Raw genomic sequence first — 16,316 nt, 5'->3', positions numbered from 1 at the left:
ACCGAAGCGCAGCCCGCGCTTCGGTGACACCGTGACGGACCTTCCGGGCGGTAACGCCCGGATTGCTGATATCCGACTATGGAATCAGTAACGGTCCGGCCTGTCGGCGAGAGCGTGAACAGGCCGGACGATCCTCCCTCGGACGCCGGGAAAACCGTCGCGCAAGATCCGAGCGCTTCTTGAAAACGTTTCAACGACGGCGAAAACGCCGCGTGCCACCCACGGGCACCGTCAACATCACCGCGTCGGACCGAGGGACGAAACCAGTCAAGTAGGACGAAAGTGTCTAAACTCACTAGCGAACCGAAGGTTGTTACGTTTTAATCAGTGCACATGAGCTCGGTGAGCATTAAGGAAGTCGCGACACGCGCCGGGGTCTCCCCAGGAACGGTATCCAACGTGCTCAACTGGCCGGACAAGGTCGCCGAGTCCACCCGCGCCCGGGTCGAGGAGGCCATCCGCGACCTGGGGTTCGTCCGGCACGGTTCGGCCTCCAGCCTGCGCGCCGGGCACAGCCGCACCCTCGGCCTGTCGGTCATCGACATCGGCAACCCCTTCTTCACCGACGTGGCGGCGGGGGTCGAGGATGTGGCCAGCGAGCGCGGGTATGCGGTGATCCTGGGCAACTCCTCGGGCGAGTTCCTCAAGGAGGAGCGCAACCTCCTGGTCTTCGCCGAACAGCGGGTCCGCGGGGTGCTCATCACGCCCGCCGGGGCGAATTTGACCAAAATCGACCAGCTCAAGAAGCGTGGCATCAGCGTGGTCCTGGTGAGCCACCCCGCCGAACACGCCGACCAGTGCTCGGTCGCGGTCAACGACATCGCCGGCGGCTCGCTCGCGGTCTCCCACCTGCTCTCCACCGGAGCCGAGCGGATCGCCTACGTCAGCGGCCCGCACACCATCCGCCAAGGCGCCGACCGCCTGATCGGCGCGGAGCGGGCGCTGAGCGCCGCCGGCCGCGACCCCGGGGAGGCACTGCAGGAGATCGCGATGAGCGCGATGAACACCAGGTCGGGGCAGCAGGCGGCGGAGAAGCTGATCTCCGAGGGGCGGCTGCCCGACGCCGTGTTCTGCGCGAACGACCTGCTCGCCCTGGGCATGTTGCGCGGGCTGCTCCAGGCGGGCGTACGGGTCCCCCAGGACGTCTCCCTCATCGGTTACGACGACATCGACTTCGCCTCGGCGTCGACGGTCTCGCTCAGCTCCATCCGGCAGCCGACCCACCGGCTGGGCCGGGTCGCCACCGAGCTGCTGCTGGACGAGTGCGACAACCCCGGCTCGCACGCCCATCAGCAGATCATGTTCCAACCCGAGCTGGTGATCCGCGAGTCGACCCGCTGACCCACCTCACCGGTCACCCTGCCTCACCCTTTTGATCCTGATTCGCCAGCCACTCCGCCCAGCCCTCGGATCGGCTTCACCGCCCTTTGATCCCGCCGCACCGGTGACGACGCGGCCCGGTCAGGAGCGCTTGCGCGCCTCCTTCGCGGCCTGCCTGGCGGCCTCCTTCGCCTCCTTGGCGGCGCGGGCGGCCTCGACCTTGGCACTCGCGGCGTATTTGTCGACGTACTCCTGGCCGGAGAGCTCCATCAGCGCGTACATGATCTCGTCGGTGACGGCGCGCAGGACGAGGCGGTCCTCCTCCATCCCGTAGTAGCGGCTGAAGTCGAGCGGCTTGCCGAACTTCACCCCCGGGCGGATGCCCAGCTTGGGAAGGACGCTGCCCGGGGGCATCATCTCGAAGGTGTTGACCATCGCCCACGGGACGACCGGCACCCGCGCCTCCAGCGCGAGGCGGGCCACCCCGGTCTTGCCCTTGTAGAGGCGGCCGTCATGGGAACGCGTACCCTCGGGATAGATGGCGAGCACGTTCCCCTCGCCGAGGATGCGCTTGCCGGTGCGCAACGCCGCCTCGCTCGCCTTGCCGCCGGAGCGGTCGATGGGCACGGTGCCGACGCCGCTGAAGAAGGCCTTGCTCAACCGCCCCTTGAGACCTCGGCCGGTGAAATAGTCGGACTTGCCGAGAGAGATCACCTTGCGCCGCAGGAACAGCGCCCCGAAGAAGTGGTCGGCGAACGACAGGTGGTTTCCGGCCAGGATCACCGGCCCTTGCTTCGGCACGTTCCCCACACCCTCCACCCAGGGGCGGAAAATCAGATGAAGTAAGGGCGAGAGGATGGCCTTCACCACCCAGTAGAACACTCGATGCTCCTTCGATTGACAGCCGAGAATCTGGAGTTATCCTCCCACTTCAGATCCCGGCCACCTACCCCACCGAACCACCCAAATCGACCTCTCGCAAAACATGTCCCAGTCGTGCGACGATCAGGCGAACCTTACTAGGAGCCGCGATGCCAGTCATGCCCGGTGCGGAGGCGTACCACCATGCGGGAGGACAGATCGGCGTCCTGCTCTGCCACGGATTCACCGGATCGCCGCAGTCGTTGCGCCCCTGGGGCGAATACCTGGCGGCGGCGGGCCTGACGGTGGCGCTGCCGAGGCTGCCCGGCCACGGCACCACCTGGCGGGAGATGGCCCGCACCGGCTGGGAGGACTGGTACGCCGAGCTGGACAAGGCCCTGGCGGACCTGCGCGGCAACTGCGCCGAAGTCTTCGTGATGGGCCTTTCACTGGGCGGGTGCATGGCGCTGCGGCTCGCCGAGGTGCACGGCGACGGAATCAAGGGAGTGGTGGTCGTCAACCCGTCGATCGTCAACGACGTGCCACTGCTCAGACTGGCTCCCCTGCTCAAGTTCGTGGTCGCGTCGGTGCCGGGCGTGGCCGGGGACATCAAGAAGGAGGGGGCGGCCGAGCTCGGCTACACGCGTACGCCGGTCAAGGCCGCGGCCACCCTCCTGCGGCTGTGGTCGCTGACCCGGTCGGAGCTGGGTAAAATCACCCAGCCCGTCCTGGTTTTCCATAGTCCGCAGGATCATGTTGTGAAACCGATGAGTGTGCGTATTCTGCGGGAGAGGCTGACCAAGGGGAATCTGAATGTGGTGGAGCTCGCCGACAGCTACCATGTCGCGACGCTTGACAACGACGCTGAACGGATCTTCGCGGGGAGCCTGGAGTTCATCACCTCGAACGCGTCTGTACCCTTGCAGAGAGACTGATCGCGAGCGGGGGATGCGCGGTCTTCGGGAGAAAGTGATCGACCGATGAGCAACGAGCCCAACTAGGTGACACCTCAAAGCGATGAGGACGAGGTCTGGCGTCAGATCGTCGCGTCCTTCAACGACACCGCCGAGCGCGACTCGGCAGATCAGCCGTGGCCGGACAGCGAGAACCTCCCGGCCGAGCCTCCGCGACGGGTGATCAAGCAATCGGACGAGGAAGACCTCCTGCGTGAGGACGATCCCGCCGACGAGGCCGAAACCGGCACGGAGCAGTCCGGCGGCGAGGACGAGGAGGGGCACTACGTGCCTCCGCCCCCACCCCCGCTGCCCAAGACCGACGCCACCACCAAGATCGCATGGCTCGCGCTGTTCGGCGGCCCCGCCTACCTGCTGCTCAGCGCCGCGCTCGGCTGGAACCTGCAGGGATGGATGCTCTTCACCGCGGTCGCGGCGTTCATCGGCGGCTTCGTGGCGCTGGTGGTCCGCATGGGTGACGGCCCGCCCAACGACTCCGGCTGGGACGACGGCGCGGTCATCTGAGCGGCCTGCTGCTCGGTGCGCCCCGAGTCCGCCATTGCTTGGCGCCCTGAGTCGGTGCGCCCCGAGTCCGCTACTGCTTGGTGCGTGCCGATCCGGCACGCGCCGAGTCGCCGAAGCGCTCGATCACGTCGGTGTACTTGCCGGAGGCGTCGACCACGTGGCCGACGGTCCACACGGTGTCGGTGCCCGGCAGGTAGGCCACCGACTGGAGCCGCACCGTCCGGGGAGCGGCGGTCTCAGGGCCGCGCAGCGTCTTGACCTTGCGCCCGTCGTACCGGAGCAGGAAGGCCTCCCCCGGTCGATCCAGATCGACCCCGGAGATCCAGTAGCGGCCCTTGCGGTCGCCCGTCACCCCGTACAGCCGGACGTCTCCCTCGGGGAGGGAGACCCGAGACCACTTCTTGCCGTTCCACGACAGGGCGAGCGGGACGATCCCCCCGTTCTCCCGGTAGACGCCGCCGACGGCGAGGGCCCGCTTGGGGCCGTCGAGGTGGACGTCACGCAGGTAGCCGCCCGGAATCCGGGGGGTCTTGTAGGTCTTCCAGCGCCCACCGGACTGCTTCATGATCAACGGCTTGCCGCCGGTGTCGCCCACCGCCCACCCGTCGCTCTTGCCCGACAGCGCCACCCCGTACAGCGCGCCCTTGTCGGGAAGCTGGGTGAGCTTCCACTTCGAGCCGGTGCCGGTCACGACCATGGGCACCTTGTCGCGCCGCCCGACGGCGACCACCCGGCCCGGAACGGCCGCCACCCCGCCCAGCCAGTCGCCGGCGTGCAGCTTGTCGACGATGACCCTGTCGAAGGACGCCCCGTCTCCCCTCGCCAGGTAGGGGAGGCCGTCGTGCCCCTCGCCGACGGCCCACAGCTCGGTCGGTGAGGCCGCCGCGACCGAGCGCAGCGGCCCGGCGCCGGTCGGGTCGTTGCGGATGCCGACCTCGCTCCACGAGGAGCCGTCCCAGTGGGTGATCGCGCCCCGGCTCTGCCAGACGTCCCAGACACTCTGCTGGCCGACCGCCCACACGCTCGTGGCCGAGACCCCCACCACGTCGGACAGCGACCCGTCACTGCTCAGGCCCGCGCTCACCGGAGCCTGCCACGCCTCGATCGCGGGCGGGCTGACAGGGTCGGCATGGGCTGGGAACGCTTGCGAGGACAGCAGGAGCAGGCCTCCCGCGCAGAGAACCAGCGCACGCCGCGGAAGGCGACGGGTCATGTTTCAAATGGTACGGGGCTCATCCACTCCCCGCGTGCCGGTCTCCTCACTTGACGGGCGCTATCTGGAAAGACGTCCTTTCCCCGTCACGGAAATTTTCCCTGGCACGGAACCGCTCGTCATCCGGGCTCCCTCATAAGACCCACGTCCGGCTCCCCGGGAAGACCCGCGTCCGGCTCCCCGGAAAGGCCCGTATCGGGGTCGTCCCGCGTGGCGCCCCGCGGCCCGCCCACATCGGGTGACCTCACCGGGCCCGTACCGGAGCCGGTACCCGTGGCCGGATCCGGTTGGCCGGTCCCGGGGCGCGAGTGGTCAAGCTCGGCGATCACCGGCAGGTGGTCGGTGGCGGCCACCAGGTCGGCGGGGTCCGCGTCGGCCCCGCCGCAGGAGACCACCGAGAGGCCCTCCACCGCGAAGATCGCGTCGATCCGCTTGTGCGGGCCTTTGGCGGGAAAGGTGAAGCCGTCGCCGCGCGGCGAGACCGGGTAGCAGTCGGTGAGCCGCTCGGTGAGGTGACGCCAGCTCGGCTGACCGGACTGCTCGTTGATGTCTCCCGCCAGCACCGGCAGCGCGTCGAACCGGTCGGCCACCGCCCTCAGCAACCTCACCGCCTCGTCCGCGTGGCGGCGCCGGGCGGTCTCGTCGAGATCCAGATGGACGGAGCCGACGGCGACCCGCCGTCCCCCCGACTCCACCACGGCGATCGCGATGGCGCGCCGCTCCAGGGGAAAGAAGGACTCCAGGAGACGGCCCTCCCCGTGCAGCAGCCGCACCCCGGGGCCGGTCAGCACCGCGACCCCGCCCCTGCGGCGGCCCGCGGCCACGGCGAGCCCGCCGAATGAGGCGAGCCGCCTTCTCCTGCGACGCCAGAACAGGAAACGGGGCGCCTCCTGCACGCAGAGCACGTCGGCGCGGAGCGCGGCGACCACCCGTCCCAGCGCCGGGACGTCGTCCTTCATGGAGCGCACGTTGTAGCTGGCGATCCTGAGCACCCGGCCACCTCGATTCGCGACGCGTGCCGCGAGGATAACCGCGCGCCGCAGGGCATACCAGTCGCCCGCTCCGATTGGCATGCGGGCGACCGGTACGGATGGCGAGGAGGCCGTCAGCGCCTGCGGGCGAGGTCCGCGGCGCCCACCAGGCCCGCCGAGGGGCCGAGTTCGGCGCAGCGGACCTCGGCCAGCGGGCGGTGCCCCCGTCCGCTCAGGTGGGTGTTGAAGAACTCGCGGGTCTCGTCGATCCACAGGTCCGCGGCGCGCGAGACGCCGCCGCCGAGGACGAAGCAGCCCGGGTCGAGGACGGCGGCGAGGTCGGCCAGGCCCTGGCCGATCCAGCGGGCCATCGAGGAGAACGCGGCGAGCGCGGCCGGGTCGCCCTGCCTGGCCGCCTCGGTGACCTCCTGGCCCTCGATCTGGTCGGGCGTTCCTCCGGCGATCTCCAGGAGCTTGACGGCCCGGTCCGGCTCGGCCTCGGCGATCAGCTTGGCCTCCATCACGAGGGCGCTGCCGCTCGCGTACCGCTCCCAGCAGCCGAGGTTGCCGCACCCGCACAGGCGCCCGTCGGGGACCACCTGCATGTGGCCGAGTTCGGCGCCCATGCCCCAGCGCCCCCGGTACAGGGAGCCGTCGAAGACGATGCCTCCGCCGATGCCGGTGCCGACGGTCACGCACACCAGGTGGGTCTCGCCGCGTCCCGCGCCGAACCTCGCCTCGCCCCACGCCATCGCGTTGGCGTCGTTCTCCACCACGACCGGAAGGCCGACCATGTCGGAGACCTTCTTCTGCAGCGCCTCCTCGCGCCAGGCGAGGTTGGGGGCGAAGCGGACAATGGACCTGGTCTCGTCGACGAACCCGGCCGCGCCGAGTCCGACGGCCTCGATCTCCCGGTCCTTGGAGAGCTCCAGGATCACGTCACCGATCGTGTTGGCCACCTGGTCCGGATTCTCCGCCGGGGTGGGCCGCAGAGCATGCTCGATGATCAGGCCGTCCTCGTCGACGACTCCCGCCGCGACCTTCGTACCGCCGATGTCCACACCGATGGTCAGCGCCATTGTCCATTCATCCTCTCCCCCTGGGCTCACCCCAGGTCGATGTGCTCCACGGGGGTGTCTCCTCGCTCGCGCTCGCGCTCCCGCTGTGCGGGCGCGGGCTTGCCGAGTCCGTCGACGGCCGACTTGAAGGCGGCGAACAGCTCGGTGCCCGCCTGCATGAGGTGGTCGGTGACGGCGCCGCCGCCCGACTCACGCTGCGCGGCCATCGCGCGGCAGACGGGGCAGGCCCGGCAGATGTACTCCTCATGCTCCGAGACCGCCTCCTCCCACACGTCCCGCTCTCTTCTTCCGCGCCCGCCACCGGAAAGCGCGCTGCCGACCCCGGTCATCGTGCCCTTGATCAGATTCTTGCGCAGTTCCCTGGTGGCTTTCTGCTGCAGGGTGTCGAAGAGCTTGAACGCCTCCTCGGCGGCGGTGCCCAGCGGGTCCTTGCCCCCCTGGGACCGCTCCTCCCGTACCCGCCGCTCCTCACGCGCCCGCTCGTCGCGCGCACGTTGCTCACGTGCCCGCTCCTCACGCGCTCGTTCTTCGGCGGCGGTGTCCTTCTCCCGGCTCGTGGCCTCGGCGCGGTCGCCCGGCCGGGACCAAGGGGTCCATCCGGCCGCCCGCTCCTCACGCCTGGCCCGGTCGGCGCGCTCGAACCACTCGGCGCGCGCGTCGCGCTCGGCCTGCTCGGCGGGCGAGACCTGCTCGGAACCCGGAGCCTGGCCGGAGCCCGGGGGCCGCTCGGAGGGCGCGGCCTCGGCCACGGTCTCCACCTCGACCACCTCCAGGCGCGCGACCTTCTCGACACGCTCGGCCCGCACGGGCTCCCCCGCGTCCTGCTGTCGCTCGACGGCCTCCACCGGCTCAGCCCGCACAACGGGCTCGACGGGCTCGACGGGCTCGACGGGCTCAGGCGACCCGGCAGGTCCTCCCCGCGGGGACTCCCCGGCCGGCTCCACGGGCCGGCTCTTCCTGGCCGTCGTCTTCGCCGGTCGGCGGCTCCTCTGAGCCTTGCCCGCGGCCCCCGCGCCCCCGGCGGCCTCGACGTTTCCTGTGCTCTCGGTGCTCTCGGCGCTCTCGGTGCTCTCGGTGCTCTCGGTGCTCTCGGCGCCCCCGATGTCTCCGACCTCGGGCGGCGGCTTCGCGGCGGCACTCTTCCGCGGCTTCCTCGGCGCACGCGGCTTCGGGGTCTTCTCAGCGTCATTCGTGTTATCGGTCATCAGGCCCTCCCGATTCGAACCGTACCCGGAGAAACCCATCTCGGAGCGCGGCGTCCCGCACCGGCCTGCGGGCCAGTGCGGCGGGCAGGGCCAGGACACGGCGGTAGGAACCGGCGTTGACGATCAGCTCGTCGCCCTTGCGCGCCAGATCCACCTCGTCCTTGTCCGCGAGCGGCAGGGCGAGGAACAGCTCGCCGTCGGCGGTGATCCGCAGCGGCGGGTCGACGGAGGGCGGCGCGAAGGGGTCGCTCTCGCCGTACATGGCCTCGGCGACGGTGATGAGGGCGTCGAGGCCGACGGGCTCGGCCTCCAGGTACGGCACGATGTGCACGGGCAGCGGCGCGAACGACTCCTCGACCTCGGCCAGGTGGCGGGCCTGGGCTCGCACCCATCTCTCCCGCCACGGGTCGGCGCCCTCCGCGGGGAAGACACGGTTCGCGACCACCGCGTCCACCCGGTAGCCGTACAGGCTGAGGGAGGTCAGCGTGCGCCGGGCCTCGGCGAGCACGACGGCCTCGGGGGTGAGCACCAGCCGGACGCTCGCGTCGGGTCCGGTGAGCAGTTCGCGAACCTCCAGCAGGCCCCGGTGGAGCCGCTCGCCCGCGCCGATCACGTGGTCTTCCGGCATGCTGACCTGCGCCAGGCGGCGGACCAGCGGGGAAAGGGCGCCGAGCAGCCGCCTGCCGACGGGCAGCAGCCGGTTCACGTGCCAGTCGAGGGCCTCGGGCAGGGCGAGCAGCCGGAGTGTCTCGGCGGTCGGGGCGCAGTCGATGACGATGACGTCCCACAGGCCGGTGCGCGCCTGCTCGCGCAGTTCGAGGAGCGCGATGATCTCCTCGGCGCCGGGCAGCACCGTGATCTCCTCGGCGGTCACCTCGTCGAGGCCGAGCTCGGCGAAGACGCCCCTGGCGTAGTCGCGCAGCTCGCCCCACTGGCGTTCCAGCACCTTCTGGGTGTCGACCTGGTAGAGGGAGAGACCGGGCGCGATCTCCGTGGGCTCCCCGCCCGCGCGCACGCCGAGGGCGTCGGCGAGCGAGTGGGCGGTGTCGGTGGAGACCACCAGGGTCTTGAGCCCGGACCGGGCGGCGAGTGTGGCCGTCGCGGCGGCGGCGGTCGTCTTGCCGACGCCGCCCTTGCCGGTGAAGAGCAGGACCCTGCTCACGCCACCTCCCGGCGGAAGGACGTGGAGCCGCGCTCCGCGCCGTGCCGCGCCTCCCCCACCCTCATGGGGTCTCGACGCGCTTCTTCAGCCCCTTCAGGGCGGTGTCGATGATGACCTTCTCCGCCTTCCGCTTGATCATGCCGATCATCGGGACCTTGAGATCCACGGCGAGCTCGTACGTCACCTCGGTGCCGTTGCCCGCGTCGGCAAGACGATAGCTCCCGGTGAGCCCGGAGACCATCTTTCCGGCCTCGGCGATGCTCCAGTCGACGGACTCCTCACCGTGCCAGGTGTAGCGGAGGGTGTACTCGTCGCTGATCACACCCGCGTCGAGGACGAACCGGACCGTGGCGGGCCGGCCGTCCTCCCCCGTGGACAGGACGCGCGCGGCCTTCACCTGACCGGCCCACTCCGGGTACGAGGGGAAGTCGGCGATGACCGTCATGACGGTCGACCGGTCCGCGCCGATCTTGATGCTGGAGGTGGTGCGATCAGCCATGGGGCAACCGTACTGCCTCACGATCGCCGATGTACGCCCGGCGGGGCCGGGCGTGGCCAGGCGGGGACACCACGACGGCGGTGGACGGTGACGGGCCGGTGACGGGCCGGTGACGGGAACCCGACGACGGGAAGCCGTGCCCCCGAGGCGCCCGTCCGGCGCCGGATCGGCTAAAGCTCCAGCACGTAGGGGACGCCTTTGTTTCTGAAGTGCCCCACGTTGAGGCATTCGGTCCTGCCGATCCGGGTGCGGGCGGCCAGGGGCTGGTGGACGTGGCCGAACAGGGCGTAGCGCGGCTGGGTCCGTCTGATCAGCTCCAGGGTGGCCTCGCTGCCCCGCTCGAAGCGCCGGGCGACCACGTCGTAGAGCAGTTCGGGGATCGCGGGAGGGATGTGGCAGCAGAGCACGTCGACCTCGCCGACGGCCTCGACCTTGCGGGCGAACTCCTCGTCGTCGATCTCGTACGGGGTCCGGTACTGGGTGCGCAGCCCGCCCCCCACGAAACCGAACCGCAGCCCCCCGATCTCCACGGTCTCGCCGTCGAGCACCCGGTGCCCCTCCCTGACGTACTCCGGCCAGTAGACCGGCAGGTCCACGTTGCCGTAGGTGATGTACGCGGGGGTCGGCATCGCGGCGAAGATCTCGCCGTACTGCCGCCGGACGGAGCGCTCGATGTGGTCGCGCGGGTCGCCCTCCAGCGAGGCCCACAGCGCGGAGGACATGGCCCGTGCCTCCTCGAACCGCTTGGCCGTACGCAGCGCGATGAACTCCCCCGCCCGCTCGGCCCCGAAGAGCTCGGCGAAGATGCCCTGGGAGTGGTCCTCGTAGTCGACGAACAGGATGAGGTCGCCCAGGCAGATGAGCGCGTCGGCGCCGTCTCCCGCGCGGGCCAGCGCGTCGGCTCTTCCGTGTACGTCACTGACGACGTGAACCCGCATGTCAGACATCCTCACCACCAACGAGTAGGGCCATATGGGACGAATCTCGCAGGGCGCGAGCCCAGCTTGCAGGCGTACGGCGCGGCCGACGGTCCGCTGTGACGGTACTTGCTACGGTGAAATCAGTCTTCATAACGCCTGGGTGACGAATTTACCCACACGTAACTTATCGCGATAACTTCCAGACAGCCCATCGATCGTGCGTCTCCAGGAGTGACCCGTGCGCGAGTACAGCGTCCCCGTGCTGGTGGATGTCCCCGCCTCCGCCAACCTCACCGACACCGTGTTCCGCCGCGCGAAGGAGGAGCCCGACGTCGTCGCCCTGCGGCGCAAGGTGGGCGACGACTGGATCGCCGTCACCGCCCGTGAGTTCCGCGACCAGGTCGCCGGGGTGGCCAAGGGCCTGATCGCGGCCGGGGTGGAGCCCGGCGACCGGGTGGCCCTGATGTCGCGCACCCGCTACGAGTGGACCGTGATCGACTACGCGATCTGGACCGCGGGCGCGGTGGGCGTGCCGATCTACGAGTCCTCCTCCGCCGACCAGGTCGCCTGGATCATCTCCGACAGCGGCGCGAAGGCCGTGTTCGCCGAGTTGGAGTCGCACGAGGAGACGATCCGCGAGGACGCGTCCGGCCTGCCCGGCCTCAAGAACGTCTGGCGCATCGAGGGCGGTGCCCTGGAGGAGCTCACCGCGCTCGGCGCCGAGGTCTCCGACGAGACGCTCGCGGAGCGCAGGTCGAGTCGCGGCATCGCCGACCTGGCGACCATCGTCTACACCTCGGGCACCACCGGCAGGCCCAAGGGCTGCAGCCTCACCCACGACAACCTGCTGTTCACCGCGAGGAACGTCGCGAAAGGCCCGCTGGAGCGGCTGTTCGTCGTGGAGGAGAGGGCGGCGCTGCTCTTCCTGCCGCTCGCGCACGTCTTCGCCCGCATCATCGAGATCGTGCTGATCGAGACGGCCACGATCCTCGCGCACACCCCCAACATGAAGAACGTCGCCCCCGACCTGCAGGCCTTCAAGCCCACGTTCCTGCTGGGCGTGCCCCGTGTGTTCGAGAAGGTCTACAACGGCGCCGAGCAGAAGGCGACCGCCGAGGGCAAGGGGAAGATCTTCCACGCCGCGGCCGACACCGCCGTCGCCTGGAGCAGGGCCGAGTCGGCGGGTGGCGCGGGGCTGGGCCTTCGGCTCAAGCACACCCTGTTCGACAAGCTCGTCTACGGCAAGATCCGCGCCGCGACCGGAGGCAGGCTGACGACGGCGGTGTCCGGCGGTTCCGCCCTCGGCGAGCGGCTCGGCCACTTCTTCCGCGGCGTGGGCATCGAGACCCTGGAGGGCTGGGGCCTCACCGAGACCTCCGCGCCGTCCTCGGTCAACATGCCGGGAGCCAACAAGATCGGCACCGTCGGCAAGCCGTTCCCCGGCGTCACCATCGGCATCGGCGACGACGGCGAGGTGCTCGTCAAGGGCCGCCACGTCTTCAAGGGCTACTGGAACAACGAGGCGGCCACCGCGGAGGCGATCGACGCGGACGGCTGGTTCCACACCGGCGACATCGGCGAGCTCGACAAGGACGGCTATCTCCGCATCACCGGCAGGAAGAAGGAGATCATCGTCACCGCCGCGGGCAAGAACGTCGCCCCGGCCCCGATGGAGGACCACATCCGGGCCCACCCGCTGATCAGCCAGGCGATGGTGGTCGGCGACGACAGGCCGTTCGTCGCGGCGCTCATCACGCTCGACGTCGAGGCCCTGGAGCAGTGGAAGGCCGCCAACGACAGGACCGGCGCTGACCTCGCCACCCTCAGCTCCGATCCGGCGATCGTCGCCGAGGTGCAGAAGGCGGTGGACGGCGCCAACAGGTCCGTCTCCAAGGCCGAGCAGATCAAGAAGTTCGTCATCCTCGACCTCGACATCAACGAGGAGAGCGGGCACCTCACCCCGACCCTGAAGATCAAGCGCAATATCGTGATGCGCGACTTCGCCAAGCAGGTCGAATCCCTCTACGGCTGATCTTCACGGCCCCGCTTACAACCGGATGCCCGCTGGGGCCTCTCACGAGAGGTCCCCGTCGAATCCCTCCACGGCTGAGAGGTCCGCGCGGCCCCGCTTACGGCCGGGTGCCCATCTGAGACCTCTCGCGAGGAGTCTCAGCGGGATCCCTTCACGACCCCAGGACCGCGTGTCTCGCCACCGCCAGAGGTCTCAGCGGCCCCTGCACGGCCAGGAGGCAGGTCCTCCCGTCAGGGGGTCTCCGCCGGTTCCAGGAGGCGCGCGAAGCGGGAGGCCGCGAGGTCCCAGCTCCACTCGCGCGCCACCCACTCGCGCCCGCGTTCCCCCATGGCACGCGCCCCGGCCCCGTCCTTGAGCAGGCCGATCAGGGCCGCCTCGACCTCCCGCGGGCGGGTGCCGTCGACGACCAGGCCCGTCTCCCCGCGCAGTACGGCGTCGGGGGCGCCGCCCGAGGAGCCGGCCACCACGGGCAGGCCGCTCGCGGAGGCCTCCAGGTAGACGATGCCGAGCCCTTCCACGTCGACGCCGCCCAGTCGGGTGCGGCACGGCATCGCGAACACGTCGCCCGCGGCGAGGTAGCCGGGCAGCTCGGCCTCGGACACGGGGCCGGTCATCCTGACCGAGCCGCCCAGCGGCCGGGCCAGCCGCTCCAGGGTCCTGCGGTACGGGCCCCCGCCGACGATGAGGAGCACCGCGCCGGGCACGTCCCTGAGCACGCCGGGCCAGGCCCGCAGAAGCGTGTCCTGCCCCTTGCGCGGCACCAGCCTGGACAGGCAGACCACCACCGGCCGCTCTCCCAGGCCGAGTCTCGCGCGCACCCGCCCTCCCCCGGCCCCCGGGTGGAAGACCTCGGTGTCGACGCCGGGAGCGAGCCGGACCAGCTTGTCCTCGGCTATCACCCCGGCCAGCCTGCGCCGGGTGTACTCCCCCAGATAGGTGACCACGTCCGCGCTCGCCCCGATCCTGGCGAGCACCTGGCGGCCGACCGGGATCCCGGTCCAGCCCGCCTCGTGGCCGTGGGTGACCATGACGACGCGGTGGGCCCCGGCCTCGCGCATCCTGGGCGCGATCAGCCCGAGCGGCGCCGCCGCCCCGAAGACCACGGTGTCGCACCCGAACTCGGCGACCAGCTCGGCGGCCCGGCGGGCGACGGCGGGCGTGGGCAGCATCAGCGAGGTGGGGTGTCGTACGACGGGGTACGGCTGGCGCAGGTCGAAGGCCGCGCTGCCGGTCCACCGGGGCGCGTAGACGACGACCGAGCCGGGCGGGCGTCGGGCGACGAGGCCGTACACGAACGACTGGATCCCTCCGGCGCGGGGCGGGAAGTCGTTCGTGACGACCAGCGTGCGGCTCACGGCTCGGGGAGGCCGTTCAGCCCGGCCCAGGAGCGTGCCATGGCGATGCGCTGCGGTGCCGTGGGATGCGATACATAAAGTACATACTCAACGAAATCGGGCGATAAATCCGAAATATTGGTTAATGCCAGCCGTTTCTGCATGGCCACGAACGTCGCGGGATCCCTCGTCAGGTCGAGCGCGTGCAGATCCGCGCGGGCCTCGATATGCCTGCTCACCAGGTTCTGGGCCGGCCCCGACAGGACCGTGGCCAGGCTCAGCACCCCCATCACCAGCCCCACCGCCCTCGGGTCGCCGAGTGAGGTGACCCCGGCCCTGCGCCGCACGCCTCCCGCCGAGGTCACCACGTACAGCAGGCACGCCCCGAACGCCGCGCCCAGGCCACCGACGAGCGTGCCCCACAGCACGTCGTCCGCCTTGGCGTGGCCCAGCTCGTGCGCGACCACCAGCTCGACCTCGTCGGCGGGCGCGCGCAGCAGCGTGTCGTAGACCACGATCCTGCGGGTCGCGCCGAAACCCGAGACGTACGCGTTGAGCGCGGTGGTCCGCCGGGAGGCGTCGGCGACGAGCACGTTCTCGACCGGCACGCCGTCCCTGTCGGCCATCGCGAGCAAGTCGTCGCGCAGTGGCCCGGCCTCCAGCGGCCTGAAGTCGTTGAAGACCGGTTCGATGAGCACCGGGTAGGCGAAGGAGGCCGCGACGGTCAGGACGAACGCCCCGGCCGCCGCGGGGATCCACCAGCGCCGGTAGCGTCGCGCCAGGCCGATCACCGCCACCACCATGATCGCGGTCAGCCCGGCGCCGATGCCGGTGCTCTTGGCCCGGTCCGCCGCCCACGCGGGCCAGGCCTGGGTGGACAGCCCGAAGTCGCGCAGGTAGCCCTCCGACCACATCCCCAGGGGCCAGCGCAGGATCGCCACGGCCACCGACAGCGCCAGCACGCCGAGCAACGTCCGCAGCCACCACGGCCCCGGCAGCCGGTCGACGAGCCGCGCGCCCAGCGGGGTGGCGATCAGCACCCCCGCCACGACCAGCGTCAGGCCGAGCGACAGGTAGCCGGGAAGGCTGACCAGCGCGTCGAACGTCTCGGCCCTGGCGATCTGCTCGGCGGTGAAGTCGCGGGCCGGATCGGGGGTGACGGGCGGAGCTCCGTCGGGCAGCACGCTCCAAGGCGTGGTGAACGCCACGACCGCCAGCGTGACCGCCCCCAGGCCGGCCGTCGCCCATCCCGCCGACCGCACGCCCGAGGGCGCGTCCTTCGTGCTCAGCGTCACGTGAGTTCCTTCCCGAGGTAGTCGCGCCAGGATGCGGTGAACTCGGCCGGCGACAGGCCGAGCGCGCTCCCGACATCGCTACCGTAGAGCCTCACCAGCGCCTTCTCCCCGAAGCGCTCCGCGACGAACCGGCAGGCGAGCCACGCCTCCTCGTACGCCTGCGCGAGCCTCGGCGCCCCGGGGGCGAAGTCGGCCGGTCCCGGCAGACGCTCGGGCAGGACGCCCGCGCGCACCTCGGTGGCCAGCTCGGCGGCGGCCGTACGCACCGCGATCCCGGCGTCGCGGTAGCCCACGTAGTCGGCGAAGCCCTCCGACAGCCACATCGGCACCCGGCCACCACGGGTCGCGCCGGTGGCCACGTGGGCGAGCTCGTGGGTGATCACCACGTCCCTGCCGGTCTCGGTGAGCCTGGCGTATCCCGAGGGCAGGACGATCACCCGGTCCGCGGTCGCCATCGCGGCCAGGCCGCGGGTGCTGCCGGCTCCGGCGAGCGTCGCGGCCTCGGCGTCGCCGGCGGGAAAGAGGATCACCGCGGGGACCGGCCCCCAGATCTCCGCGATCGTCGCGCGGGCGCGGTCGGCCCTCGCCGCCAGATCCCGCAGGACGGCGTCGGGGACGCCGTGGCCGATCACGAGGGAGTGCTCGCCCCTGACGGTGACGGCGGCACCCGGCCACAGGTCGCGGAGGTCGCCCGGGTCCCGGAGGAGGCGCCGGGCGTCGTACGGGCCGTGCGGGAGGAGCGGTGCGGCTCCGGCCAGGAGGGGGCCCGTCCCGGCGAACGGACCGGCGCTCATCAGCGCCAGCATCCCGGCGAGCACGGCGCGGCGCCCTTTCGGGACGGACATACGAGCCGATGGTACTTGACCGGCATCTCGACCGGCATGGAGCGGCCCCGGGCCGCCGGGGGGGGGGGGGGGGGGGGGGTTTGGGGGGGGGGGGGGTGGGTT

At 71.0% G+C, this 16,316-nt stretch carries 15 protein-coding genes; 4 read left to right on the top strand and 11 right to left on the bottom strand.

The window, feature by feature from the left end:
• The first annotated feature begins 333 nt into the window (after positions 1 to 333).
• The gene (locus tag ABT352_RS25835; RefSeq protein ID WP_350947500.1) at positions 334 to 1,341 is read left to right on the top strand and encodes a LacI family DNA-binding transcriptional regulator; all 1,008 of its coding nucleotides are present in this window, start codon (positions 334 to 336) and stop codon (positions 1,339 to 1,341) included.
• A gap of 120 nt (positions 1,342 to 1,461) precedes the next feature.
• Here the strand turns inward: ABT352_RS25835 and ABT352_RS25830 are convergent, their stop codons facing one another.
• On the bottom strand, positions 1,462 to 2,202 hold the full coding sequence (locus ABT352_RS25830) for a lysophospholipid acyltransferase family protein (RefSeq protein WP_350947499.1): 741 nt from the start codon (positions 2,200 to 2,202) through the stop codon (positions 1,462 to 1,464).
• Between the two features lie 149 nt (positions 2,203 to 2,351).
• Between ABT352_RS25830 and ABT352_RS25825 the strand changes: the two genes are divergently transcribed.
• Positions 2,352 to 3,116, top strand: a complete 765-nt coding sequence (locus tag ABT352_RS25825; protein WP_350947498.1) for an alpha/beta hydrolase — start codon at positions 2,352 to 2,354, stop codon at positions 3,114 to 3,116.
• A gap of 66 nt (positions 3,117 to 3,182) precedes the next feature.
• A complete protein-coding gene (locus tag ABT352_RS25820) occupies positions 3,183 to 3,659 on the top strand; it encodes a hypothetical protein (RefSeq protein WP_350947497.1) in 477 nt (158 codons plus the stop codon).
• A 70-nt stretch (positions 3,660 to 3,729) separates the two neighbouring features.
• On the opposite strand, the gene ABT352_RS25815 is transcribed toward ABT352_RS25820, so the two are convergent.
• The 7 genes from ABT352_RS25815 to ABT352_RS25785 all read right to left on the bottom strand — a co-directional run bounded on the left by ABT352_RS25815 (position 3,730) and on the right by ABT352_RS25785 (position 10,726).
• Positions 3,730 to 4,872, bottom strand: coding sequence for a hypothetical protein (locus ABT352_RS25815; RefSeq protein WP_350947496.1), 1,143 nt, complete (start codon positions 4,870 to 4,872; stop codon positions 3,730 to 3,732).
• Positions 4,873 to 4,991: 119 nt separating this feature from the next.
• On the bottom strand, positions 4,992 to 5,945 hold the full coding sequence (locus ABT352_RS25810) for an endonuclease/exonuclease/phosphatase family protein (protein WP_350947495.1): 954 nt from the start codon (positions 5,943 to 5,945) through the stop codon (positions 4,992 to 4,994).
• Between the two features lie 32 nt (positions 5,946 to 5,977).
• A complete protein-coding gene (locus tag ABT352_RS25805; RefSeq protein ID WP_350947494.1) occupies positions 5,978 to 6,922 on the bottom strand; it encodes an ROK family glucokinase in 945 nt (314 codons plus the stop codon).
• Positions 6,923 to 6,948: 26 nt separating this feature from the next.
• Entirely contained in the window at positions 6,949 to 8,127 is a 1,179-nt protein-coding gene (locus ABT352_RS25800) for a hypothetical protein (protein ID WP_350947493.1), read from the bottom strand.
• The gene (locus tag ABT352_RS25795; protein ID WP_350947492.1) at positions 8,117 to 9,289 is read right to left on the bottom strand and encodes an ArsA family ATPase; all 1,173 of its coding nucleotides are present in this window, start codon (positions 9,287 to 9,289) and stop codon (positions 8,117 to 8,119) included. The genes ABT352_RS25800 and ABT352_RS25795 overlap by 11 nt, the downstream gene beginning before the upstream one ends.
• Positions 9,290 to 9,350: 61 nt before the next feature.
• Positions 9,351 to 9,788, bottom strand: coding sequence for an SRPBCC family protein (locus ABT352_RS25790; RefSeq protein ID WP_350947491.1), 438 nt, complete (start codon positions 9,786 to 9,788; stop codon positions 9,351 to 9,353).
• A gap of 170 nt (positions 9,789 to 9,958) precedes the next feature.
• On the bottom strand, positions 9,959 to 10,726 hold the full coding sequence (locus tag ABT352_RS25785; protein ID WP_350947490.1) for a metallophosphoesterase family protein: 768 nt from the start codon (positions 10,724 to 10,726) through the stop codon (positions 9,959 to 9,961).
• Between the two features lie 220 nt (positions 10,727 to 10,946).
• Between ABT352_RS25785 and ABT352_RS25780 the strand changes: the two genes are divergently transcribed.
• Positions 10,947 to 12,740, top strand: coding sequence for an AMP-dependent synthetase/ligase (locus tag ABT352_RS25780; RefSeq protein ID WP_350947489.1), 1,794 nt, complete (start codon positions 10,947 to 10,949; stop codon positions 12,738 to 12,740).
• Between the two features lie 230 nt (positions 12,741 to 12,970).
• Here the strand turns inward: ABT352_RS25780 and ABT352_RS25775 are convergent, their stop codons facing one another.
• The 3 genes from ABT352_RS25775 to ABT352_RS25765 are packed head-to-tail and all read right to left on the bottom strand — an operon-like array spanning position 12,971 to position 16,214.
• Positions 12,971 to 14,095 (bottom strand): glycosyltransferase family 4 protein, encoded by a 1,125-nt coding sequence (locus tag ABT352_RS25775; protein ID WP_350947488.1) that lies wholly within the window; start codon positions 14,093 to 14,095, stop codon positions 12,971 to 12,973.
• A complete protein-coding gene (locus tag ABT352_RS25770) occupies positions 14,092 to 15,369 on the bottom strand; it encodes a M48 family metallopeptidase (protein WP_350947487.1) in 1,278 nt (425 codons plus the stop codon). Before ABT352_RS25770 ends, ABT352_RS25775 begins: the two co-directional genes overlap by 4 nt.
• Positions 15,366 to 16,214: a hypothetical protein gene (locus ABT352_RS25765; RefSeq protein WP_350947486.1), complete on the bottom strand. Its 849-nt coding sequence runs from the start codon at positions 16,212 to 16,214 to the stop codon at positions 15,366 to 15,368. Before ABT352_RS25765 ends, ABT352_RS25770 begins: the two co-directional genes overlap by 4 nt.
• Positions 16,215 to 16,316: the final 102 nt, after the last annotated feature.

It is taken from the genome of Streptosporangium sp. NPDC000563 (assembly GCF_040299985.1).
Lineage (GTDB): Bacteria > Actinomycetota > Actinomycetes > Streptosporangiales > Streptosporangiaceae > Streptosporangium.
The sequence above is the reverse complement of the archived record's forward strand: the minus strand, read 5'-3'. Positions and strand labels throughout refer to the sequence as shown.